Here is a 15018-nt window from a genome sequence, read left to right as displayed (position 1 = left end):
GGATTTAACCGAGGTCAATCGACAGGATTTCGGGGCGCATTCCAAAACGCACCGGCAGAATGCTGAAGCCGAGCCCGCCCGAGACGATCAAATTGCGGTCGTTCTCGACGACATGGCCATAGGCATAGCGATTGCCGAAACGCGACGGCACAACAGGTGAATAGCCGAACAGCCGAATTTGCCCACCATGGGTGTGGCCGGACAGGGTCAGCGAGACCCGCCGCGGCACCTTCGGAAAAATATCGGGCTCGTGCGCGAGCAGGATGATGGGCGAAGTGTCGCTGACCTTGGCCAGCGTGCCGTCGAGATCGTCCAGCCCCGTGAAGCCGGCGCGATGCCTGGTCGGCAGCAGTGCGAGTTGGTCGGCGAGCCCGGCAATCCAGACACCATGCCCGTCCTTTTCCAGGCGCACGACATCGTTCTCCAGAACTGGAATGCCGACTTTCTCCAAGGCCTTGCGCGCTATGGTCGGGCCGGCCCCGGCACGCTGCGCAAAGCCATCGCTCCACCAGTCGTGGTTGCCAAGGATCGACAGCACGCCGAGCGGTGCCTTGAGACCCGACAGTGCCGATGCCCATTGCGTTGGCGTCACCGGACTGGTCACCAGCGGGATGCCGGCAATATAGTCGCCGAGCAGGACGATCAGGTCCGGCTGCAACGCATTGGCGTCTTCGACAAGCGAAGCGATCCGCTCCGGCGTCATCCAGGGCCGGCAGGCATGGATGTCGGCGAGGACTACGACGCGCAACTTCAACCCCGCCGGCCAATGCGGCGGCGTCAGCGCATAGCGCCTCACATGAGTCAGCAGCATCGGCTCGATGCCGACCGCATAGGCGCTGAACGTGGCGACCGACAGAACCGACCCGCCAATGAAGCGCAGGAACCCGCGTCTTGTTATCATGCATGGCACTCGGATCGCAGCGGCGTGCCGCAAGGCAGCGTTAAAGTCCACGATTGCGCCGGCAAGTCGGCTAAGCTGAGGAGATTTTGCGCAGAACGTTCACGTGTCCGGCATTTACTAGTCGAACGATCTGGCCCACTCGCGCAAGGATGGTGGAGTTGAGTCTGAATTCGCGTAGCCCAACCTCAAATATACATTTTTCAAAGAAAGGTCCGTTGATTCAAAAAGTGTGTAGATTTGAACGATATTCTCGGCATCTTTGGGTGTCCCCTTCATTCCGCTCATATGCAGCTGAACGGGTGTTCCCCCAAACATGTCCATCACTTCTGGATATCGGGCGTGCACGTAGTTGCCAAAAACAGACAGTACGTATCGATGCATCTCCGCTATGCCCCTCTCGTCGTCAGATGGCTTCGGAGCCTTTGTCGTATTTTCGTAGTTTTTCTGTAGACCCTCGTTGATTTCTTTCTGCCTAGGAGACACATCTTTATCCAATCTCTTTGGCTTTCGCGTGCTGTCCGAAAAATATCTTTCTACATACAGCTTTACCTTTTGCCGCTGTTCAGGATCGTAGTATCCCGTAGAAACATAATCAACTTTCGATATAAATTCATACCCAGTTCTAATTAATACACATATTTCCTGCACATATCCATGTCTCGCCAAAACGATCGTAGCGTTAAGGCAAGACACAACTCGGATCAGATGAAGAATGCAAAAATGCACTATATTCGGACTCGCAAATCTAAATGCGATTGCCTGATCGCCATCAGGCACGATAAGTAGACGACCCAGTTCAGCCTCAAGAAACGAAACGGCGCTCTGCAAAAATAAGATCTTTTCGCCTAAACTCGACAAGGCATTTTCGAGGGACTTTTCGTCCATTATTTCGCGCCCTACTACTCTTCCTGGAACAGGTTGATCTGCTGCTGCGCCAGATCCTTCGGCGCGTCGAGGCCTAGATGACGCCAGGCATTGGCCGTCAGCATGCGGCCGCGCGGCGTGCGCTGGATGAAACCCTGCTGGATCAGATAGGGCTCAATGATATCCTCGATGGCGTCGCGCGGCTCCGACAGGCCGGCGGCGATCGTCTCGATGCCGACCGGCCCGCCACCGAAATTGCGCGCGATCATCGACAGATAGCGGCGGTCGAGCGCGTCGAGGCCAAGCGCATCGACTTCCAGCCGGGTCAACGCCTCGTCGGCGATCTGGCGGTCGACATGGCCGTCGCCGGCGACCGAGGCGAAATCGCGCACGCGGCGTAAGAGCCTTCCGGCGATGCGTGGCGTGCCGCGCGCGCGCCGCGCGATCTCCAGCGCACCGTCGTCACCGAGCGGCATCTGCAGGATGCGCGAGCCGCGCCGCACGATCTGCTCTAGCTCCTCGACCGTGTAGAAATTGAGCCGCACCGGAATGCCGAAACGGTCGCGCAGCGGATTGGTCAGCAGGCCGAGCCGCGTGGTGGCGGCGACCAGGGTGAAGCGGGCGAGGTCGATCTTGACCGAGCGCGCCGCCGGCCCCTCGCCGATAATCAGGTCGAGCTGGAAATCCTCCATCGCCGGATAGAGGATTTCCTCCACCGCCGGGCTCAGTCGGTGGATCTCGTCGATGAACAAGACGTCGCCTTCTTCGAGATTGGTCAGCAGCGCCGCGAGGTCGCCGGCCTTGGCGATGACCGGGCCGGAGGTCGAGCGGAAATTGACGCCGAGTTCGCGCGCCATGATCTGCGCCAGCGTCGTCTTGCCGAGGCCCGGCGGCCCGACGAACAGCACATGGTCGAGCGCCTCGTTGCGGCCCTTGGCGGCCTCGATGAACACTTTGAGATTGGCCCGCACCGCCGCCTGGCCGACGAAATCGTCAAGCGTCTGCGGCCGCAAGGTCTGCTCGGCATCCTCGCCGCGTTTTTCCGGCGCAATCAGGCGGGGCGACAGGCTCATGACGCCTTCCTTGCATACGGCAAGGAGCTGAACAAGCGACGACTCATCGCGCCAGTTCTTTCAGCCCAAAACGGATCAGCTTCGGCGCGTCCGCATCCTCACCCGCCGCCTTCAGCGCCGCCGACACCGCATTGGCCGCGGTATCGCGCGAATAGCCGAGATTGACCAGCGCCGAGACCGCGTCGGTAATCGGCGCGGATGCCACGCCGTCGCCGAGCTCCTGCTTCAGGCCGATGGTCCCCGAAGCGGTCCCGGCATAGGCCGGCGCCTTGTTCTTCAACTCGGTGACGATGCGCTCGGCCACCTTCTTGCCGACGCCGGGCGCGCGCGAAACCATAGCGATGTCGCGCAGCGCGATGGCATTGGCGAGATCCGCCGGCGCCAGCGTCGACAGGATGGCCAACGCCACCTTGGCGCCGACGCCCGGCACATTGTTCATCAAGAGCCGGAACCATTCGCGCTCGAGCTGCGACTTGAAACCGTAGAGCCGCAGCATGTCCTCGCGCACATAGGTCTCGATGAACAGCACCACAGTTTCGCCGGGCGAAGGCAGTGCGGCCAGCGTGCGCGCCGAGCAATAGGCAACATAGCCGACGCCATGGAGATCGACGAGGCAATGATCCTCATCGACCTCGTCGAGCGTGCCCTTGAGCTTGCCGATCATGCCTGATCTTTCATGGACGATGGGCCCTCATGGGTGCGTTTCCGGAGAGATCAAGAACATCGCTATCCTGCAAGCGCCATCCTATAGGCCACGCTCTGCCGGTGATGCGCGTGGCAGATGGCGATCGCCAGCGCATCTGCGGCATGTTCGGTATCGAAAATAGCTTTCGGCAACAGCACCTTCACCATCATATGGATTTGCTTCTTGTCGCCATGACCGACGCCGATCACTGCCTTCTTGACGGCGTTGGGCGCATATTCGGCGACGACCAGACCCGCACGCGCCGGCACGAGCATGGCGATGCCGCGCGCCTGGCCAAGCTTCAGCGTCGCCACGGCGTCCTTGTTGACGAAGGTTTGCTCGACGGCCGCCTCGTGCGGCATGGCGGTGTGCAGGATTTCGGCCAGCCCGTCATGCAATTGGCACAACCGCGTCGCCAGAGCCGCCTTGTCGTCGGACTTCACGGTGCCGGAAGCAATGAAGCGCAGCGAATTGCCAAGGCTCTCGACGATGCCCCAACCGGTGCGCCTGAGCCCCGGATCAATACCGATGATGCGAATCGCTTCCGCCATTTGCCGACTTTACCTCTGGCACACAGCGATGCCAGCGAAATGTGAACAAACCGGAAACAGAAGGCGGACCGAGGTTTAGCCGCGGGCAAAAGCCGTGTTGAGCAGGCTGATCTGGTCGGAGACCGGATTGGGACGGCGCGCCATCGGCTGCATGTCGACCACGGCGCCGGAGCCATAGATCTCCTCGTCCATGCGGCGCACCAGTGCCTGCAGGCGCAGCGATCGGGTGACGAGGTCGAGGAAATCCTCGGGCAGTTCGGCCCAGCCAGCGGCTTCATCATGGGCAGAAGCGGTATCAAGGCGCACCTTGGACTTTTCCGACGCGACCTGGTCGCGGGTCATCTCGCCGGAGTTGGCGGCGCGCTGCAAAAGCAGCCAGGAGGCAACCTGCATGAGCCTGGTGGTCAGCCGCATCGATTCGGCCGCATAGAGCGTGGCCGCCAGCCTGGACAGTTTCTTCGCCTCGGCCCGGCCCTTGCCGTCAAGATATTCGGCCGCGTGTTCGACCAGGCCCATGCCTTCCTGGTAAAGCGGCTTGAAGGATTGCGAGAAAACCCGGCGTTCCGCCAGCTTGACGGTTTTCGCACTGCCCTTCGAGAGCTCGTTCATTGATACGCCCCTGCACTTGCAACCGGCTGATTCGGCTCCCTGCCGATACACCCGGAACCCTATCTGACTGAAGCTTGAAAATGCGCTTCGTCACCGGTGAAGGCAAGCACATGTTTAACAGAAGGTTAACGTCTGTCCGTTGGCCGATGCCCGAAAATGCGGACAAAAAAAGAGCCGCGGATAAGGCGGCTCTCAGGAGTTTAACAGGGAGGCGTCAAACAAAGTGGCTCCAACCACTCGGTAAGAATCCAGATCACTGGATGAACATAGTAAACACCTGTAAAGCTTAATGAAGCCTTAACAGCATGATGCTTTTTTGACCGAACTCCCCTGTCCTGTGCCGTAACAGCACAGAACGAACCTAACTTGGCCACCAGAGCAGAGTTCAGCTCAGGCCGTCAGACCGCAGGCATAGCCTTATCTTGCCTCATGCCCAGTTCAGGCGGTCTTCCAGACCGCAGGCAAAGCGATGAAGGCAAACAGCAGCAGGGCAGCGTAGAAGCCCATCGAAGAGGCCGCCACCAGCGGTTCGATCGCGGCATTGCCGGCAAGCAGGAAAAAGAGGCCGATCAGCAGGCCGATGCCGCTGATTGCAGTAAGCCAGAAATGAACGGTGGCGAGCGTCTTTTGCCCGATTACCGGAAACAGATGGTAGAAGAAGGCGAAGACCGCCGACATCAGCCATCCGGCCACCATCGTGTGGGCATGGGTCGGCATCTGGCCGTGATCCTGGCTGATCGCCATGTACAGGCCGAGCGCCATGCCGCACAGCGCATAGATGATGGCCAGCGTGAAGAAATTCCGTGCTACCCCTTGCATAATGTTCCCCCGAATTGCCTCTTCCCGTTTGCGGGAATGGGTTGATCGTCAGGCGATTCCTGTCGCCACCGGGCTCCCGGCGTCGGCGCACTAGCATCGGCAATGTTTCCGGATGATGTCGCGCCAACCCCTCCCGACATCCGTACATTAGCAGAAAATCAGATTGCGCAATCACTATCTCAGCCGCTTCGTTCATTGGCAGGGCGCTGAAACAGAGCCGGGTTTTTCGCGACATCGTTCCGAAACAGGCGCCGCGCTAAACGCCTGCTCCTCTGACGGCCGGCGCAAATCCGCACCGCCGCAAACCTGACCGGAATATTGCAGGAGCAACCCATGGACTGGTACTCGATCGTCAAATTCCTCCACGTCATCTCGGCCATTCTGTGGGTCGGTGGCGGCTTCGTGCTGTTCCTGCTCGGCATGCTTGCCGAACGGGCGGGCAACATCGAGGACAAGCTGCAGGCGATGCGCGCCAGCGGCCAGCTGGGCGGCAGGTTTTTCGCGCCGATGTCGATGCTGACGCTGATCTTCGGCCTCATCATGTGCTGGTTCTGGGTCGGCTTCTCCGATCTGTGGATACTGATCGGCCTTGCCGGCTATGCCACGACCTTTTCGATCGGCATGTTGATCTTCAAGCCGACCGGCGAGCGCATGGGCGCGATGATCGCCAAGGAGGGTGTCACACCGGCTGTTCTTGCCATCGGTCAGCGCATGATGAGCGCGGCACGCTTCGACTATGCGGTGATGCTGGTGATCATTGCCGACATGGTGCTCAAGCCGACCGCACATGATATCGGCATCCTCGCCGGCATGGTGCTGGTCGTCGTGGTGGGTGCCGCACTGGCCTTTGGCGGCAACCGTCGCCTTGTGCCGAGCGCCGCCTGACCCTCAGTGAAGGCGGCTACGCGGCCGCCTCACCTTCCTACATAAGGCCCGCGATGCCGTCCCAAAGCAGCTTCAGCGCCACGACCGCGACGGTTGCGTAGGTGAAGGGATAGAATGTTTCCGGGCGCATCCGCCGCACCAGCCACGCCCCGGCGATGGTCGACAGCGGCGCCAGCGGCATCAGCACCGCCGACGCCGTCAGATTGGCGGTGTCGAACTGGCCGAGCGCGAAATAAGGCACCAGCTTCAGCGCATTGGTGGCGGCAAAGAAGATCGCCGCTGTGCCCGACAACACCTTCGGGTCGAGCCGGATCGGCAAGGCATAGACCTGGAAAGGCGGGCCGCCAACATGGGCGACGAAGCTAGTGAAACCAGCGACCGTGCCCCAGACGGCGGCGGCGGCACGGTTGGGCGCGGCCGCGTGATCGGCGCCGTGACGAAACTGCAGATAGAGCCAGCGCAGGACGAAAATGATGGCGACCGCGCCGACGATCAGCCGCACCGCCTCTTCGGTAACGAGTGCCGCCGTCAGCCAGCCGAGACCAATGCCGATGACGGCGCCCGGCATCATGTCGACCAGCATCTTTCTGTTATAGACACCCCACCATGTCCACACCGACACGATGTCCATCAGGCACAAGATCGGCAGCAGGATGGCGGCGGCCTGCACAGGCGGCATGGTCAGCGCCATCAGCGGCACGCCGACGAAACCGACGGCGCCGCCGAACCCACCCTTGGACAGGCCGACCAGAATGACCGCCGGAAGGGCAGCCGCATAGAACCACGGATCGAGAAGCAGGCCGGACATGGGAGGGAACTGGTCTAGAGGGAAAGCGTATCGACGCTTGAATAGCCCAGAATCCCGAGCGGAGCGACAGCAAATATCGGGATGGCCGCCCCACCATTGGCTGTCGGCAGCCTTTGCCTATGGGCGGGCCGAGACCAGCAGGAACATCGGCCGCTCTAGTTCCTCGGCCAGTTCGGGTTTGGCCGCGATCTGCGCGTCGGTCGGGCGGAACTCCTCGACATGGCTGATGGTGAAGCCGGACCTGATCAGAGCGTTGAGCGTGGTGCCGATCGTGCGGTGATGTTTCACCACGCCCTTGGCCAGCCAGTCCGTCCGGCGTGGCGCCTCCACCAGATACTGGTCGACAGGCCATGTCTTGCGGCCCTCGGCATCGATCACCCAGCCGGGATTGGTGGGCGCCATGAAAATCGGATGTTCCGTCGAGAAAACGAAATGCCCACCGGACCCCAGCGCCTGATGCACGGTCCTGAACAGACGCATCACGTCCTCGACATAGTGCAAGGCGAGCGAACTGTAGACGAGATCGAAACTGGCTTGCGGCAGACTAAGCTGATCGAGATCGGCCTTCGCATAGGTGATGCCGGCGTCCGGGCCGGCGGCCATCGCCTGGGCAAGCATCTTTTCGGAAAGATCCAGGCCAAGAACGTCTTTGGCCCCATGCTCGCGCGCCCAGCGACAGAACCAGCCGAAGCCGCAGCCGAGATCGACGACCCTCAAGCCGCTGACATCGGGCAGCATCGCGCGCAGCGCCGGCCACTCAGCGGCGCCATCCAGGCCTTCGACGGAACGGCCGAGCTGGCTGTAGCCTGCGAAGAAATCCTCCCGGTCGTATATATTCTGCGCCATGACGGTCTCGATTCGCTTGGGTCGGCACCATAACCAGCCGGCCGCCGGCTTTCCACCCGACTCGATCGGCCTTCTGAAAGCCGGGCCCGACCGGTCCGGTTCAGGATGCCTGCAAGACTTTTGCCCTGTCGCGAGACGCGGTTGCATCGAGCGGTGGCGGCCGCCGACGGATCGGCTGCGCCTTGATGATGGCAGTGCTGGTCTCGGCCTTGTCGGCGATGCGGTCCAAAATCCCGTCGAGATCACCGATCGAGCGCACGAACAGCCGGGCGACGAAACAGTCATCGCCCGTCACCTTGTCGCATTCGCCGAATTCGGGGATTTCCTCGATCAGCTTCTGGACGATGTGCAGTTTGCCCGGCAGAGGCCGGATGCGCACGATCGCCTGCAAGGTATAACCGAGCGCCAGCGGATCGATCTCGACAGTGAACGCCCGGATGACGCCGCGCTCCTCAAGCCGTCGAAGCCGCTCCGAAACGCTTGGCGACGATAGCCCGACCTGGCTGGCCAGCTCCTTCAGCGAGGTCCGCGCATCCCTAACCAGGATTTCAAGGAGATTTCGGTCGAGATCATCAAGCATTTTACATTTCTCGCTGATTTGGAGCCATCGCCTAATATAATTAGGATATTTACCCATACCTCCTTTTTCATCCGATGGAAAGCCGCGTTGCCGCATGAGATTATAGCGGTTGAACTGATACGGAGGTTTGTTGTGAACGATACAGTGCGCGGCACGGTCGAAATGTCCGCCGCAATGGCTATCCTGGGAACGATCGGATGGTTCGTCGTCCTGTCCGGCCAGCCGATCATGGATGTGGTGTTCTGGCGCTGCGCGTTCGGCGCGCTGACGCTGCTTATCATCTGCGCCGGGCTGGGGTTGCTGCGCAACAGGCTGTCGCTGCGCATCATCGGCATCGCCGCGCTCGGCGGCGTCGCCATCGTCGTCAACTGGCTTTTGCTGTTCAGTGCATTCTCGCGCGCATCGATCTCGATCGCCACGGCCGTCTACAACACGCAGCCCTTCATGCTGGTCGGCTTCGGCGCGCTCTTCTTCGCCGAGCGGCTGACCCTGACCAAGTTGACCTGGCTGGCCATCGCCTTCGCCGGCATGGTGCTGATCGTTGAGGCCGCTCCCGACGCCGGTGATGTCGGGACGGATTACTCTACCGGCATCGTCATGGCGTTGGGTGCGGCTTTCTTCTGGGCCGTCGCCGCCATCGTCACCAAGAAGCTCAAGGGCACGCCGCCTCACCTGATCGCGCTGATCCAGGTCTGCGTCGGCGTAGTCATGCTGGCGCCTTTCGCCGATCTATCCCAGCTTCCGGCCGATGCATGGAGCTGGACCATGCTGGCGACGCTCGGAATCGTCCATACTGGCCTCATGTACATATTGATGTACGGCGCCATCCAGAAGCTGCCGACGCATCTGCAGGGGTCGCTGTCCTTCATCTACCCGGTGGTCGCGATCCTGGTCGATGTCGTTGCCTTCGGCCATCGGCTGCATCTGAGCCAGATCGTCGGCGCCGCCGCCATCCTGATCGCCGCCGCCGGCATGAATCTGGGCTGGACGCTGTGGAGGGCCAAACCACCCGTCGCAAGCCCGCACCCGATCAAATAAAGCGGTCCGCCGGCGTCTGGCGGGCCAACATCGCGATCCCGGCTGCCCGCCTGTTCAAAGCGGGCACTTTGCTCTATGCCGCAATCCAACCATCTTCGCCCGGCATAGGCGAAACGCGGGACCCGAAGAACCATGAATGACGCAACGCCCCCCAACCGCTGTCGCATCGTGCTGATCGCGCCGCCCGGAGTGCCGGCGGCCCGTATCGCCGCCGCATTCGAAGGCGGCGACGTCGCTTCGCTGATCCTGCCCGAGAACGGCATGGATGAGGCCTCCTTCCAGGCTTTCGCCGAACAGATCGTGCCGGCAGCGCAAGCCGCCGGTGCGGCCGTCATCATCGCCGGCGACACCCGCATAGCCGGCCGCGTCCAGGCCGACGGTATCCATGTCGAGGTCTCCAAGGCCGAACTCGCCGAGACGATCGAGCATTTCCAGGCAAAGATGATGGTCGGCACCGGCGGCGCCAAGACGCGTGACGACGCGCTCGAGCTTGGCGAAACACGGCCCGACTACATCTTCTTCGGCCGCTTCGGTTACGACAACAAGCCCGAACCACACCCGCGCAACCTGTCGCTCGGCAGATGGTGGGCGGACATGATCCAGATCCCGTGCATCGTCATGGCCGGATCCGACATCGCCTCGGTCGAAGCAGTGGGCGCCACCGGTGCCGAATTCGTGGCGCTGTCGAGCGCCGTGTTTGCCGACGGCACCGATCCCAGGACAGCGGTCGCCACCGCCAACGCGCTGCTCGACGAGACCGCGCCGCGCTTCGAGGACTGACGTGCCCTCGGCGACGCTTCCCTTCCAGGCTCTGCTTGCGGTGCTGATGGTCCAGGCAGCGGCAGCGGAGACCATCCCGCTGCCTCAGCCCAAGCCGGAACCCGGCATCCACACCGACAAGCCGATCGACAAGCCGTTGCCGCAGCCCGCCACCCCGGCAGAACCGGCGCCGCTGCCGTCGGCCGACGCCATCAACCCCGACCGCTTCGGTGCAAAACCCGCCGATGCGGCCTATGGTGCCTTCCAGCGCGGGCTCTACAAGACGGCCTACAATCTCGCGCTGGTCCGGGCGCAAAAAGGCGATCCTGCCGCGCAGACGCTGGTCGCCGAGATCCTGTCGCGAGGGCTCGGTGTGCCGCTCAATTCGGCGGAAGCGGCGAAATGGTACGCGCTCGCCGCCGAACAGGGCGTGCCGGAATCGCAGTTCCAGTATGCGCTGATGCTGCTCGACGGCCGCTACGTCAAGAAGGACGAAAAGGCAGCCTATGCCTTGATGCAGGCCGCCGCGGAAGCCGGCAACCGGCTGGCGCAGTTCAATTTCGCGCAGATGCTGGTCCAGCAGGACCCCGGCGACGCCGGCATAGCCAAGGCGGTCTCCTACTATGAGCGCGCCGCCGCGACCGGCCTCGCCGACGCGCAATATGCGATGTCGCAGATCTACGCCAATGGCGTCGGCGGCAAGCCGCGCGACGATGCGCAGGCAAGGCGCCTTCTGGCGCAGGCGGCACGGCAGAATTACGACACCGCGCAGATCGACCTCGCCGCCTGGATGATTGAAGGCCGCGGCGGTGCGCGCGACCTGAAATCCGCCTTCGGCTGGACGAAGCAGGCGGCGGAAGGCGGCAATATCGCCGCCCAGAACCGCCTGGCAAAACTCTATATGCAAGGCATCGGCACCGATCCGGATCTCGTCCTTGCCGGCGCCTGGTACATCATCGCCCGCCGCGCCGGCCTCATCGATCCGCAGATGGACGATTTCCTGCAGGGGCTGAGCGACGACGAGACCAAGCAGGCCCTGCAGAAGGCGAACCGCCTGCCGTAGCGGCCTCTCCAACCCGACCCCGACTTGGCGCTCCCTTGCCTCTTCGGGTGATTTGTGGTCTTGGGAGCCCGAAATCGCTTTCGCAGCGAACATCCCATACCAACGGCCTGGCCGTGGGTAGCATCCCGGATCACCTCATCATGGCCAAGATCAATGGCAACGAAATCCGTCCCGGCTATGTCATCGAGCATGATGGCGGCCTTTGGGTGGCGGTCAGAACCAACACCGTCAAGCCCGGCAAGGGCGGCGCGTACAACCAGGTCGAACTGAAGAACCTCATCAACGGCACCAAGCTCAACGAGCGCTTCCGCTCGGCCGAGACGGTCGAACAGATCCGGCTCGACCTGAAGGATTTTTCATTCCTCTATGCGCAGGAAGATGCGCTGGTGTTCATGGACACCCAGAGCTACGAGCAGCTCGAACTGAACAAGGACTTCGTCGGCGATCGTGCTGCGTTCCTGCAGGACGGCATGATGGTGACAGTCCAGCTCTACGAAGAGAGGCCGATCGGCATATCGCTGCCCGACTATGTGACGCTGACCATCACCGAGGCGGACCCGGTGGTGAAGGGTCAGACGGCGGCATCCTCCTACAAGCCGGCGATCCTGGAAAACGGCATCCGCGTGCTGGTACCACCATTCATCGGCGCCGGCGAGCGCATCATCGTCGACACCAACGAAATCACCTACGTGCGCCGCGCAGACTGATGCATGTCGCCCAAAAGTGGCCCCGGTTTTGGGTCACCGACATGCATCAAGCCAGAGCTTAAAGAGCAGCAGGAAGAACCAGTATGGCACGCTCAGCCCTCCTCAACGTCATGGTCCAGGCCGCAATGAAAGCCGGCCGCTCGCTGTCGCGCGACTTCGGCGAGGTGCAGAACCTGCAGGTCTCGATGAAAGGCCCCGGCGACTATGTCAGCCAGGCCGACCGCAAGGCCGAGGACATCGTCTTTGCCGAGCTGTCCAAGGCACGGCCGGGCTATGCCTTCCTGATGGAAGAGCGCGGTGCGGTCGAAGGTGACGATAGCCAGCATCGCTGGATCGTCGATCCGCTCGACGGCACCACCAATTTCCTGCACGGCATCCCGCTCTTTGCCGTTTCGATCGCATTGGAACGCCAGGGCCAGATCGTTGCCGGCGTCATCTACAATCCGGCGATGGACGAACTCTACACCTGCGAACGCGGTGGCGGCGCCTTCATGAACGACCGCCGCTTGCGCGTCGCCGGCCGCACCAAGCTGGTCGACACAGTGATCGGTTGCGGCGTGCCGCATCTCGGCCGTGGCCACCACGGCAATTTCCTCGTCGAGCTACGCAACGTCATGGCCGAGGTCTCGGGCGTCCGTCGTATGGGTGCCGTCTCGCTCGATCTGGCCTATGTCGCCGCCGGTCGCATGGACGGGTTCTGGGAAACCGGGCTGTCTGCCTGGGACATTGCCGCCGGGCTGCTTTTGATCCGCGAGGCGGGCGGCTTCGCCTCCGACATGGATGGCGGCCAGGACATGCTCGACAACGGCTCGGTTGTCGCCGGCAACGAGATCATTCAACGCGCCCTGCTGAAGACCGTGAAGAAGCCCCTCCCCTCTCGTTGACAGGCAAGCCGCGCTGACGGGTACGCCGCGCTGATGCGCCGCAGTCGTAAAACCGCAAACAAGACTTGAAATACTGCTTGGTGAGCGCCCAAATTTGTGGTGCGCGGCGCAGGAAACCCGGCAGTGAACGACATCAAGCCCACCCCCGACATCCCGTTCATCGGACGCTGGCACTATTCGCGCGCCGAGACGATCGCCGACGGCATCGTCCATGCGGTCGGCATCGTGCTGGCGGTATCGGCCGGCTCGGCACTGCTGGCGCTGGCTGCCTTTCGTGTCGGGCCGGGCGAATATATCGCCGCTGCCTTCTATGTGGTCTCGCTGCTCACCGTGCTGTCGGTGTCGATGACCTACAATCTGTGGCCGGTGTCGTCGCCGGCGAAATGGGTCTTGCGGCGTTTCGATCATGCCGCGATCTATCTGCTGATCGCCGCGACCTACACGCCTTTCCTGGCCCAGCTCGAAGGCTCGCCGCTGGCGCGCTGGATGATCGTCCTGGTCTGGACCGCGGCAGTGCTGGGCATTGCCGTCAAGGTGTTTTTTCCCGGCCGTTTCGACCGGCTGGCCATCGTCTTCTATCTCGCCATCGGCTGGAGCGGCATCATCCTGGTCAAGCCGCTTGTCCAGACGCTGCCGACGACATCGATCGCCCTCATCGTCGCCGGCGGCATCGTCTATTCCTGCGGCGTCATCTTCTTTGCCTGGAAGGGGCTGCGCTTCCACAATGCGCTGTGGCATGGTTTCGTGGTCACCGGCGCCGGTCTGCATCTGGCCGCCATGGTCGACTGTCTGGTCATCAATCGCCTCTGACACAGACTATCGACGCGGCAATATTGCCAAGCGCCATTCAATTTGGTCACAATTCCGTTTAGAGTCGCGGTCAACGTGATCGGCGGGCGGCATCGGAAACGGGGCACGGATGGCTTTTCTCAAATCCTTCGGCATGGGCAGACGCTCGGATGTCCTGATCTACGACCCCCATAAGCTATCGAGCCCACAGGTCTTCCTGCTGACCATGGTGATCTTCCTGGTCATCGTCGCCTTCATCGCCGCCATCCTGACCCGCCAGATCTCGACCGCCTTTGGCAGCAATCCCGGCCTCAACGGCCTGATCGTGGGCGTGCTGGTGGTCGGCATCCTCTTGGCCTTCGCCCAGGTCGGCCGGCTGTTTCGCGAAGTGCGCTGGGTCAACTCCTTTCGCGCCGGCTCGGAGAGCACCGAACCGGTGCTGCTGGCGCCGATGAAGGCGATGATCGGCCGTTCCTCGGCGACGGCTTTCTCGACCAGTTCGATGCGCACCATGCTCGATTCCATCGCCACGCGCCTCGATGAAAGCCGCGACACCTCGCGCTACCTCGTCGGGCTGCTGGTGTTCCTCGGCCTGCTCGGCACCTTTTGGGGCCTGTTGAACACCATCGGTTCGATCCGCGAGACGATTGAATCGCTCGACCCAGGCACGGGTGACGCTGCCGCGGTGCTCGATTCGTTGAAGCAAGGGCTTTCGGCGCCGCTGGCCGGCATGGGCACGGCCTTCTCGTCCTCGCTGTTCGGCCTGTCCGGGTCGCTGGTGCTCGGCTTCCTCGACCTGCAGGCCGGCCGCGCCCAGACGCGCTTCTATACCGAACTGGAAAACTGGTTGTCCTCGGTGACGGACCTTTCGTCCGACATCGTCGTCTCCGATCCGGCCAAGACCGAATCCTCGGACGAGATCCGGGTTCTGTCCGAACGGCTGCGTAGCATGCAGGAGAATGGCGGCGGCTCCAACCCGCGCGTCGCCACCGCCATGGCCAATCTCGCCGACGGCATTTCCGGCCTGGTCAAGAACATGCGCTCGGAACAGCAGATCATGCGCGACTGGGTCGAGGCCCAGTCGGACGAACAGAAGGCGATGCGCAACACGCTGGAAAAAATCGCCGACGCCCTGAAGAAGCCAGGGGTGCACTGAC

At 62.2% G+C, this 15018-nt stretch carries 18 protein-coding genes; 8 read left to right on the top strand and 10 right to left on the bottom strand.

Going from position 1 to position 15018, the window contains the following annotated elements:
- Positions 1-4: 4 nt before the first annotated feature.
- From NKI73_RS18285 to NKI73_RS18255, 7 genes are all read right to left on the bottom strand, one after another.
- Complete coding sequence (locus tag NKI73_RS18285; RefSeq protein WP_352632042.1) at positions 5-901, bottom strand: metallophosphoesterase; 897 nt, start codon at positions 899-901, stop codon at positions 5-7.
- 117 nt (positions 902-1018) lie between these two features.
- Positions 1019-1786 (bottom strand): hypothetical protein, encoded by a 768-nt coding sequence (locus NKI73_RS18280; RefSeq protein WP_352632040.1) that lies wholly within the window; start codon positions 1784-1786, stop codon positions 1019-1021.
- A 14-nt stretch (positions 1787-1800) separates the two neighbouring features.
- The gene (gene ruvB / locus NKI73_RS18275; RefSeq protein WP_352632038.1) at positions 1801-2838 is read right to left on the bottom strand and encodes a Holliday junction branch migration DNA helicase RuvB; all 1038 of its coding nucleotides are present in this window, start codon (positions 2836-2838) and stop codon (positions 1801-1803) included.
- Positions 2839-2881: 43 nt separating this feature from the next.
- Positions 2882-3502 (bottom strand): Holliday junction branch migration protein RuvA, encoded by a 621-nt coding sequence (ruvA, locus tag NKI73_RS18270; protein ID WP_352632035.1) that lies wholly within the window; start codon positions 3500-3502, stop codon positions 2882-2884.
- A 62-nt stretch (positions 3503-3564) separates the two neighbouring features.
- Positions 3565-4074 carry a crossover junction endodeoxyribonuclease RuvC gene (gene ruvC / locus NKI73_RS18265; protein ID WP_352632033.1) on the bottom strand — a complete coding sequence of 170 codons (510 nt, stop codon included), beginning with the start codon at positions 4072-4074 and terminating at the stop codon, positions 3565-3567.
- A gap of 75 nt (positions 4075-4149) precedes the next feature.
- Positions 4150-4683, bottom strand: a complete 534-nt coding sequence (rcdA, locus tag NKI73_RS18260; RefSeq protein ID WP_352632031.1) for a protease adaptor protein RcdA — start codon at positions 4681-4683, stop codon at positions 4150-4152.
- A gap of 438 nt (positions 4684-5121) precedes the next feature.
- On the bottom strand, positions 5122-5502 hold the full coding sequence (locus tag NKI73_RS18255) for a hypothetical protein (protein WP_352632029.1): 381 nt from the start codon (positions 5500-5502) through the stop codon (positions 5122-5124).
- A 333-nt stretch (positions 5503-5835) separates the two neighbouring features.
- Between NKI73_RS18255 and NKI73_RS18250 the strand changes: the two genes are divergently transcribed.
- The gene (locus NKI73_RS18250) at positions 5836-6387 is read left to right on the top strand and encodes a DUF2269 family protein (RefSeq protein ID WP_352632027.1); all 552 of its coding nucleotides are present in this window, start codon (positions 5836-5838) and stop codon (positions 6385-6387) included.
- 37 nt (positions 6388-6424) lie between these two features.
- Here NKI73_RS18250 and NKI73_RS18245 read toward each other — a convergent pair whose 3' ends face one another.
- The 3 genes from NKI73_RS18245 to NKI73_RS18235 form a co-directional block, all read right to left on the bottom strand.
- Positions 6425-7195: a sulfite exporter TauE/SafE family protein gene (locus tag NKI73_RS18245; protein WP_352632025.1), complete on the bottom strand. Its 771-nt coding sequence runs from the start codon at positions 7193-7195 to the stop codon at positions 6425-6427.
- A 117-nt stretch (positions 7196-7312) separates the two neighbouring features.
- A complete protein-coding gene (locus NKI73_RS18240) occupies positions 7313-8041 on the bottom strand; it encodes a class I SAM-dependent methyltransferase (protein WP_352632023.1) in 729 nt (242 codons plus the stop codon).
- 100 nt (positions 8042-8141) lie between these two features.
- Positions 8142-8621 (bottom strand): Lrp/AsnC family transcriptional regulator, encoded by a 480-nt coding sequence (locus NKI73_RS18235; RefSeq protein WP_352632021.1) that lies wholly within the window; start codon positions 8619-8621, stop codon positions 8142-8144.
- Between the two features lie 132 nt (positions 8622-8753).
- Between NKI73_RS18235 and NKI73_RS18230 the strand changes: the two genes are divergently transcribed.
- From NKI73_RS18230 to NKI73_RS18200, 7 genes are all read left to right on the top strand, one after another.
- On the top strand, positions 8754-9659 hold the full coding sequence (locus NKI73_RS18230; protein WP_352632019.1) for a DMT family transporter: 906 nt from the start codon (positions 8754-8756) through the stop codon (positions 9657-9659).
- Between the two features lie 132 nt (positions 9660-9791).
- Positions 9792-10439 carry a thiamine phosphate synthase gene (locus tag NKI73_RS18225; protein ID WP_352632018.1) on the top strand — a complete coding sequence of 216 codons (648 nt, stop codon included), beginning with the start codon at positions 9792-9794 and terminating at the stop codon, positions 10437-10439.
- 46 nt (positions 10440-10485) lie between these two features.
- Positions 10486-11481: a tetratricopeptide repeat protein gene (locus tag NKI73_RS18220; protein ID WP_502905586.1), complete on the top strand. Its 996-nt coding sequence runs from the start codon at positions 10486-10488 to the stop codon at positions 11479-11481.
- A gap of 140 nt (positions 11482-11621) precedes the next feature.
- A complete protein-coding gene (gene efp / locus NKI73_RS18215; protein ID WP_013529127.1) occupies positions 11622-12188 on the top strand; it encodes an elongation factor P in 567 nt (188 codons plus the stop codon).
- An 83-nt stretch (positions 12189-12271) separates the two neighbouring features.
- Positions 12272-13072, top strand: coding sequence for an inositol monophosphatase family protein (locus NKI73_RS18210; protein ID WP_352632013.1), 801 nt, complete (start codon positions 12272-12274; stop codon positions 13070-13072).
- A 123-nt stretch (positions 13073-13195) separates the two neighbouring features.
- Positions 13196-13882, top strand: a complete 687-nt coding sequence (trhA, locus tag NKI73_RS18205; protein WP_352632012.1) for a PAQR family membrane homeostasis protein TrhA — start codon at positions 13196-13198, stop codon at positions 13880-13882.
- A gap of 109 nt (positions 13883-13991) precedes the next feature.
- Positions 13992-15017 carry a MotA/TolQ/ExbB proton channel family protein gene (locus NKI73_RS18200; protein ID WP_352632010.1) on the top strand — a complete coding sequence of 342 codons (1026 nt, stop codon included), beginning with the start codon at positions 13992-13994 and terminating at the stop codon, positions 15015-15017.
- Position 15018 lies beyond the last annotated feature (1 nt).

This window comes from Mesorhizobium sp. M0496, assembly GCF_040321205.1.
GTDB lineage: Bacteria > Pseudomonadota > Alphaproteobacteria > Rhizobiales > Rhizobiaceae > Mesorhizobium.
The sequence above is the reverse complement of the archived record's forward strand: the minus strand, read 5'-3'. Positions and strand labels throughout refer to the sequence as shown.

Coding starts and splice junctions, on each gene's coding strand:
- NKI73_RS18285 (WP_352632042.1), bottom strand. CDS start 901: ATGATAACAAGACGCGGGTTCCTGCGCTTCATTGGCGGGTCGGTTCTG.
- NKI73_RS18280 (WP_352632040.1), bottom strand. CDS start 1,786: ATGGACGAAAAGTCCCTCGAAAATGCCTTGTCGAGTTTAGGCGAAAAG.
- ruvB (WP_352632038.1), bottom strand. CDS start 2,838: ATGAGCCTGTCGCCCCGCCTGATTGCGCCGGAAAAACGCGGCGAGGAT.
- ruvA (WP_352632035.1), bottom strand. CDS start 3,502: ATGATCGGCAAGCTCAAGGGCACGCTCGACGAGGTCGATGAGGATCAT.
- ruvC (WP_352632033.1), bottom strand. CDS start 4,074: ATGGCGGAAGCGATTCGCATCATCGGTATTGATCCGGGGCTCAGGCGC.
- rcdA (WP_352632031.1), bottom strand. CDS start 4,683: ATGAACGAGCTCTCGAAGGGCAGTGCGAAAACCGTCAAGCTGGCGGAA.
- NKI73_RS18255 (WP_352632029.1), bottom strand. CDS start 5,502: ATGCAAGGGGTAGCACGGAATTTCTTCACGCTGGCCATCATCTATGCG.
- NKI73_RS18250 (WP_352632027.1), top strand. CDS start 5,836: ATGGACTGGTACTCGATCGTCAAATTCCTCCACGTCATCTCGGCCATT.
- NKI73_RS18245 (WP_352632025.1), bottom strand. CDS start 7,195: ATGTCCGGCCTGCTTCTCGATCCGTGGTTCTATGCGGCTGCCCTTCCG.
- NKI73_RS18240 (WP_352632023.1), bottom strand. CDS start 8,041: ATGGCGCAGAATATATACGACCGGGAGGATTTCTTCGCAGGCTACAGC.
- NKI73_RS18235 (WP_352632021.1), bottom strand. CDS start 8,621: ATGCTTGATGATCTCGACCGAAATCTCCTTGAAATCCTGGTTAGGGAT.
- NKI73_RS18225 (WP_352632018.1), top strand. CDS start 9,792: ATGAATGACGCAACGCCCCCCAACCGCTGTCGCATCGTGCTGATCGCG.
- NKI73_RS18220 (WP_502905586.1), top strand. CDS start 10,486: ATGGTCCAGGCAGCGGCAGCGGAGACCATCCCGCTGCCTCAGCCCAAG.
- efp (WP_013529127.1), top strand. CDS start 11,622: ATGGCCAAGATCAATGGCAACGAAATCCGTCCCGGCTATGTCATCGAG.
- NKI73_RS18210 (WP_352632013.1), top strand. CDS start 12,272: ATGGCACGCTCAGCCCTCCTCAACGTCATGGTCCAGGCCGCAATGAAA.
- NKI73_RS18200 (WP_352632010.1), top strand. CDS start 13,992: ATGGCTTTTCTCAAATCCTTCGGCATGGGCAGACGCTCGGATGTCCTG.